6 protein-coding genes and 1 pseudogene are annotated in these 7218 nt (G+C 38.7%); 2 read left to right on the top strand and 5 right to left on the bottom strand.

Annotation, left to right across the window (positions count from 1 at the left end):
• Positions 1 to 145: 145 nt before the first annotated feature.
• The 3 genes from H5157_RS21115 to cadR all read right to left on the bottom strand — a co-directional run bounded on the left by H5157_RS21115 (position 146) and on the right by cadR (position 1300).
• Positions 146 to 388, bottom strand: coding sequence for a MerC family mercury resistance protein (locus tag H5157_RS21115; protein ID WP_327077832.1), 243 nt, complete (start codon positions 386 to 388; stop codon positions 146 to 148).
• A gap of 102 nt (positions 389 to 490) precedes the next feature.
• The gene (locus H5157_RS20380) at positions 491 to 859 is read right to left on the bottom strand and encodes a MerR family transcriptional regulator (RefSeq protein ID WP_028834999.1); all 369 of its coding nucleotides are present in this window, start codon (positions 857 to 859) and stop codon (positions 491 to 493) included.
• A 51-nt stretch (positions 860 to 910) separates the two neighbouring features.
• Positions 911 to 1300: a Cd(II)/Pb(II)-responsive transcriptional regulator gene (cadR, locus tag H5157_RS20375; RefSeq protein ID WP_002962247.1), complete on the bottom strand. Its 390-nt coding sequence runs from the start codon at positions 1298 to 1300 to the stop codon at positions 911 to 913.
• 78 nt (positions 1301 to 1378) lie between these two features.
• On the opposite strand from cadR, the pseudogene H5157_RS20370 reads away from it, so the two are divergent.
• Both H5157_RS20370 and H5157_RS20365 read left to right on the top strand, forming a co-directional pair.
• A pseudogene (locus H5157_RS20370) lies at positions 1379 to 2109 on the top strand (transglutaminase family protein).
• Positions 2096 to 2983: a cation diffusion facilitator family transporter gene (locus H5157_RS20365; RefSeq protein ID WP_010557526.1), complete on the top strand. Its 888-nt coding sequence runs from the start codon at positions 2096 to 2098 to the stop codon at positions 2981 to 2983. Before H5157_RS20370 ends, H5157_RS20365 begins: the two are co-directional and overlap by 14 nt.
• Before the next feature lie 84 nt (positions 2984 to 3067).
• Here the strand turns inward: H5157_RS20365 and H5157_RS20360 are convergent, their stop codons facing one another.
• On the bottom strand, positions 3068 to 6196 hold the full coding sequence (locus H5157_RS20360; RefSeq protein WP_002962253.1) for an efflux RND transporter permease subunit: 3129 nt from the start codon (positions 6194 to 6196) through the stop codon (positions 3068 to 3070).
• Between the two features lie 10 nt (positions 6197 to 6206).
• On the bottom strand, positions 6207 to 7103 hold the full coding sequence (locus H5157_RS20355) for an efflux RND transporter periplasmic adaptor subunit (RefSeq protein ID WP_002962254.1): 897 nt from the start codon (positions 7101 to 7103) through the stop codon (positions 6207 to 6209).
• Positions 7104 to 7218 lie beyond the last annotated feature (115 nt).

The following is a 7218-nucleotide window of genomic DNA, read 5'->3' as shown; positions in this document are numbered from 1 at the left end:
GAGCGAAAAGCAGACATTGACCGTTAATCGTTTCAACGACGGCAATTAGCCATACGTTGCATGTTTGCTCCCTTACTGGTTTTACGATATCCAAAACCGACATAACGACCATTAAGCAAATACCAAAGTAAAATAGGTATGTGCTTCAATCATATAGCCAAAGAGGATAAAGCGTTAATAGCACTGCTACAGGCCCTAGAATGCTGAAGACAGCTCTGGTATGGTTTTTATTTTTGTGCCAGTTGTATAAGTTTACCAATAGTTCCAAAGATGCAAAAATAGGTAAAAGCGTATTTACAGCTATTCCTTCGAAGTGAGAGAAGAAGCCTAGTCCTAATGCCGATGCAAGTGACCTTAATGCAGGGAAGCAGGCCGTGCCGCTAGCCAAACGCCACTAGAGCCTACTCTGTCTAATATTTTATTTATCATTTGAAAGTCTATTGGTTGATATTACCATCATTCTAAACTCCGTATATAAGTACGGAGTCAATCATTTTAATGAATCAATTATGGGGCAATGTGTTGGATCTTCGTTTTGCATACAGGTATTTGTCATATCCACAATTACTTTCTCTAAACGTTGAAGGTCATTAATTTTGTCTCGAATGATTGCTAACTTTTGTCGGCTTAATAGCTCAACTTGAGTGCAGTTGCTGTCCATAGACATTAGCGATTTTATTTCTCTTAACGTAAAGCCGAGCGCTTTGGCTTTTGTGATAAACCTAAGTTGTCCTGCTATTGTTTCGTCATATTGTCTATAACCAGATATTGGTTTTTCAGGTTGTGTAATCAGCCCTTCTCGTTCATAAAAACGAATGGTTTCTACATTTAAATTTAATGATTGTGCTAATTTGCCAATGGTTTACATTATTGCCTTTGTGAATACTACTAATCTAAAGTTATATTTAGTTTAGCTATCCAATGATTTGATGATGCCGCACGCTTCAATTGTATTGTCTGAACCACAAGCACTTGCCATCTGTTGTAATTCAGCTTTAAGCGCCCTTAATTCTTTCATACGTTTATTCACTAGTGCAAGTTGCTGATCAATTAATGCATTAACGCTAGAGCAGCTTTCTTCTGGCTTATTTTTTAATTCGATAAGACGTTTAATATCATTGAGTGATATATCTAGGCTGCGACAATGCTTTACGAATTCCAATTGTTTAAGTGCTTTACTATCATACAGCCTGAAATTACCTTCTGAACGGTTTGGATTTAACAGTAATCCTTCTCTTTCATAATATCTAATCGTTTGTATTGAACAGCCCGATTTTTTTGACAATTCGCCTATTTTCATCAATTTCCCCCAGACATTTGACTCTATAGTTACTATAGGATCTATAGTATAGGTATGCAACGAAAGGGATATATAAAAATGACTGAGAAATATTTAAACAATACGAATATCGTTAATTTTGAACACAAAGATATCCAATCCCTGATCGATCAACGAGGGTGGAAAAATTTGGATAATTTCAACAAAATTGGTGCCGCTTATCAGTTTGTAAAAGATGAAATAATGTTTGGCTATAACAAGAGTGATGATATTTCAGCAAGCGATGTGCTAGCAGATGGTTATGGACAATGTAATACTAAGGGTAATCTGTTAATGGCACTATTGCGTGGACTAGGTATCCAGTGTCGTTTCCAAGGTTTTACCATTGATCAGCAACTATAAAAAGGTGCTATCCTAAGCTTGTATTTTGGTTAGCACCTAAATACATCATTCATAGTTGGGTAGAAGTTTACTTTGAAGGGCGTTGGATAAACTTAGAGGGCTTTATATTGGATGAGCAATACTTAAGCTCACTACAGCAGAAATTTAGCCAAGCAAAAGATGAGTTTTGTGGTTATGGTGTTGCAACAAAGTGCTTATCTTCACCCGGTACGGATTGGCGTGGAGAGGATACCTATATTCAAAAAGAAGGTATTCATGACGACTTTGGGCTTTATGATTCACCAGATAAGTTCTATCTCGAAAAAGGTACTAATCTATCAGGTGTAAAACGTTGGTTGTATCAACGAGTGATCCGACATTTGATTAATATGAATGTATCAAAAATAAGAAATAAAAAAGTACTGGAGGTACAAAATGCACAACCATAGTCACAGTCATCAGCATGGTAAAGACGACCGGATTGGTTGGGCATTTTTCCTTAATGTGATATTTACCATTATCGAATTTATAGGTGGTTGGCTCACAAACAGTACGGCGATAATGGCGGATGCCGTTCACGATCTTGGTGATAGTCTTTCAATAGGTTTTGCGTGGATTTTAAGTCGTTTTTCAGATAAAGAAGCATCAGACAAATTCAGCTATGGTTATCGCCGACTTACACTTTTTGGTGCATTGGTAAATAGTATTGTTTTGATTATCGGCTCTATTTGGGTTTTATTTGAAGCAATACCTAAGCTGTCCAATCCTGAAATGCCTGTAGTTGAGGGGATGTTAGGGCTAGCCATACTCGGTGTTGCCGTAAATGGTTATGCGGTATTCAAATTAAAAGCGGGTGAAACACTAAATGAAAAAGTGCTGACATGGCACCTACTTGAAGATGTACTCGGTTGGGTTGCCGTTCTTATAGTCTCTATTGTATTGTTGTTCGTTGAACTGCCGATATTAGATCCTCTATTATCAATAGGGTTTACGCTGTTTATCTTATTTAACGTTTTCAAAAATCTTAAATCAACATTGGTGCTTTTTCTTCAAGCTGCACCCGATAAAGAGACCCAAGAGCGTATTAAGCAGTCATTAAATGAATTTCCTGAAGTAAATGGTATACACCATATGCATTTTTGGTCACTGGATGGTGAAAGTCACGTTTTAACAGCGCACCTTGAGCTGAGTGACAACTTTGACGTTAAAGAATTAATTAAGCTTAAACAAGAGGTTGCAGCTAAATTATCTTCCTATCATTTATCGCATACGACGATAGAGTTTGAGTTTTTAAATGAAAATTGTAGGGATGAAGCAGAGTAAGTTTTATCAATAAAATTTTGGAGCATACAATATAAAAAGCAGCTTAATTAGGCATAACTTAGTAATTAAGCTGCTTTTTTGCTTTTAGATTTCGTCGGATTGCTGTTTGTTACTCTCAGCGCCATGCGCCCATTGATATAAAATAGGCAATACAAACAAAGTTAAAATGGTAGAAGATACAATACCGCCGATAACAACTGTTGCTAGTGGTCGTTGTACTTCTGCACCAATTCCAGTGTTTAACGCCATTGGAATAAAACCTAAACTTGCGACCAGTGCCGTCATTAAAATAGGTCTTAAACGAATGATGGCGCCTTCAATGATCGCTACGTATAGGTCGCCTTTTTCATGCCAAAGATCTCGAATAAAAGCCAACATAACCAAGCCATTTAATACTGCGACACCTGACAATGCAATGAAGCCGACACCTGCCGAAATTGATAAGGGCATGTCTCTTAAATAAAGTGAAAATACGCCCCCTGTTAATGCTAAAGGCACGCCACTGAAAATGATTAATGCATCTTTTAATGAACCAAATGCTATAATCAAAATACCTAGGATAACAACCAATGTTATCGGTACAACTAGGCTTAATCGCTTACTTGCTGATTCTAGTTGTTCAAACGTTCCACCATAATCAAGCCAGTATCCTGCTGGAATTTCTCCTTCCTGATTAATTTTAGCTTTAACTTCTTTTACAAAACCGCCTAAATCTCTACCACGAACATTGACGGTAACCACAACTCTTCTTTTTCCGTTCTCTCGGCTAATCTGCGCGGGTAAAGACTCTGATTTAAGCTCTGCAACTTCTTCAATTGGCACATAGTTACCATTCTCAAGTGGAAGCGGCAGATGCTTCAAGCTATCGATATCCGTTCTTATTTGCTCTGGTAGGCGAACAACTAACTCAAACCGTCTGTCACCTTCATAAATGATCCCCGCAGATTCACCGCCAATCGCAGTGGCAACCCAGTCTTGCAATTCGGTAACGTTCAATCCATACCTACCAAGCGCTTCTCGTTTAGGAATTACTGATAAAGATGGAACACCTGTGACCTGTTCTATTCGAGCATCAGCGGCACCATCCACGGTTTTCACAATATTTAGAATATCTTTTGCGGTAAGTAATAACCGATCCAAATCATCACCAAATATTTTGATGCCGACATCAGCTCTAACGCCAGAAATCAATTCATTGAAACGCATTTGAATAGGCTGAGTGAATTCATAGTTGTTGCCTGGAATGTTTTTCAGTACTTTTTCCATTTCTTCAACTAATTCACTTTTTGGTTTTGAAGGTTCGGCCCATTCTTTACGTGGTTTTAAAATAACAAAGATATCAGCAATACTCGGTGGCATTGGGTCGGTTGCTACTTCTGGTGTGCCAATGCGCGAGAATACTTTATCAACTTCAGGAAACGCTTTAATACGTTGCTCAAGTACTTCTTGCATTTCTACTGATTGCTCTAGGCCAGTCGATGGAATTCTTAATGCCTGTAGTGCAATATCACCTTCATTTAATTGAGGAACAAATTCTGTCCCAAGCGTAGTTGCTAACCAAAGGCTATACCCCATTAACAGCGTTGAGAATGAAACAATAATCCAACGAAATTTCATCGCCATTTTTAACAATGGTTCATAAATAGACTTGGTTGAACGAATAACTACACTTTCTTTTTCGCTGATTTTACCTTTCATAAACACAGCTACAGCAGCAGGAACCAGTGTAACTGAAAGGATCATTGCGGAAATTAACGCCATAACGACAGTTGCCGCCATAGGGTGGAACATTTTCCCTTCAACGCCAGTTAGCGTGAAAATGGGGATGTAAACAACAGTGATAATTGCCACACCAAACAAGCTTGGACGTATCACTTCTGAAGTGGCTTCAAAAACGGTATTTAGGCGTTCTCTTAAGTCTTGCCTATGACCGTTGTGTTGGGCCTGTGCTAACCTACGGACAGAGTTTTCAACGATGATTACAGCCCCGTCCACTATCAAGCCAAAGTCCAATGCGCCGAGACTCATTAAATTGGCAGATACTCCTGCTTGCACCATACCTGTGATTGTCATTAACATGGAAATAGGGATAACAGCAGCGGTAATGAGAGCTGCACGTAAATTTCCAAGTAGAATAAATAACACAACAATAACTAAAAGCGCACCTTCAACGAGGTTTTTGGTAACGGTTGCAATCGCTTTATCTACTAACGTTGTTCTGTCGTAAACAGGCTCTGCGGTAATGCCCTTTGGCAGAGATTTTTGTATTTCGCTGAGCTTATGTTCCACTTCTAAAGCAACGGTGCGAGAATTCTCACCAATCAGCATCATGGTTGTACCAAGCACTGTCTCAATGCCATTACGAGTAGCAGCCCCTGTTCTAAGTTCTTTGCCTATAGCAACATTGGCAACATCACTTATTTTTACAGGAATACCATCGTTCTTTTTGATGATGACATTGAGGATTTCATCCATTGTCGCAAGTTGCCCGATGGAGCGCACTAACACTTGTTGTCCGTTTTGCTCAATATAACCCGCGCCACGGTTATCATTATTTTTACGTAATGCATCAGAAACGTCTTCAAAGCTTACCTGATGAAAAAGTAATTTTTCGGGTTTCGGCGTTATATGATACTGCTTGTTATAGCCGCCGATGCTGTTGACCTCAATGACGCCTTTAACTTGAGCCAATTGCGGTTTAATGATCCAGTCTTGTATTTCTCTTAAGGCAATAGCGGTATAAGGCTCTCCATTAGGCATTTTAGCGTCAGGAGAAGCTTGTACGGTATACATAAATATTTCACCAAGCCCTGTGGAAATAGGACCCATCTCTGGCTCTAAGCCAGAGGGAATAACGCCTTTTATCGCAGCTAATCTTGCATTGATTAAGTTGCGTGCGAAATAAATATCGGTTCCCTCTTCAAAGATAACGGTCACCTGGGATAAACCATATCTTGAAAGAGAGCGGGTGTGAGACAGCTTTGGTAGTCCAGCTAATGCGTTTTCTACTGGAAAAGTTACCCTTTGCTCCGCTTCTAAAGGTGAATAACCGGGGGCAGAGGTATTTATTTGTACCTGTACGTTTGTTATATCTGGAACAGCATCAATGGGAAGTTTTTGATAACTCCACATACCAACGCCGATGATTACCATCAGCAAGCTTAATACTAAATAGCGCCTATTTATTGCAAGACGCAAAATTGATTCAATCATATTGCGTCTCCTAATCGTCGTCTTCTACTTCAGATTTCAAGATATCTGCTTTAATCAGATAACTGTTTTTGTTTACATATTCAGCGTCTTTACTGAGGCCATCAATGACCTCGATATAGTTTTTGTCTGAACGACCAAGGACAAGTGGTGCAAACTCGTACTCTTCATTTTCTTTTACAAAGACACCTAATTGTCCACCTAGCTCTTGTATGGCAACTTTCTCGACCGCTAAATCCACCTCAAATTGGTTTATCTTTACGTTGCCTTTTAATAATTGACCTGACGTTAGCTTTAACTCAGTGTTGTTTAATCGTACCCGTGCTAAAACATAAGGCTGATCTTTAGCTGGAATAATATTAGTGATGACTGAACTGAATGCGTGTTCACCTTGCTCAATATCAACATGCTGACCGACTTTGATTTGATTATATTGGCTGGTAAACACCTTAAATTCAGCCCACAAGGTGTCAAATTTGACGATTTCAAACAAGCTAGTGTTTTGCGTGATACCGCCAATATTTCCATTTCGCTGTAAAACAGTCCCAGAAACAGGCGATGTTATTTTATAAGTATTTAAGCTCTCATTAGATTCAATAACGGCTAATAGATCGCCTTTTTTTACCGTATCACCAACAGTGAAGTTTATTGTCTTTATAACGCCGTTATATCTAGCGCTAACTTGAAATAATTGTTCAGCGCCTATCGTCGTAGAGCCGTATACAGGGATAGTTTGGTTCAACGTTTTTGAAGCTAAATAGGCTGTTTCAACACCAACCTTTTTTGCCATGTTATTGTCGATTTTGCTTATGCCTTCTTCGCCTTCATGTTCATCTTCACTAGCGAAAACACTTTGAATGGGTGATAGATACCCAATAAAAATCAATAGTGCGAGTAAATAGTTTTTCATTTTGAATTCCTAAACGATTCAGTTAATCACTGAATCAATAAATTGTTATTAAACTTAAAGTGATGTTTATTTAGAGTGACAGCGCTTCGTTTGTTAGTTTTTCTATCTCTGCGCC

It is taken from the genome of Pseudoalteromonas sp. SG43-3, assembly GCF_014164385.1.
GTDB lineage: Bacteria > Pseudomonadota > Gammaproteobacteria > Enterobacterales > Alteromonadaceae > Pseudoalteromonas > Pseudoalteromonas distincta.
The sequence above is the reverse complement of the archived record's forward strand: the minus strand, read 5'-3'. Positions and strand labels throughout refer to the sequence as shown.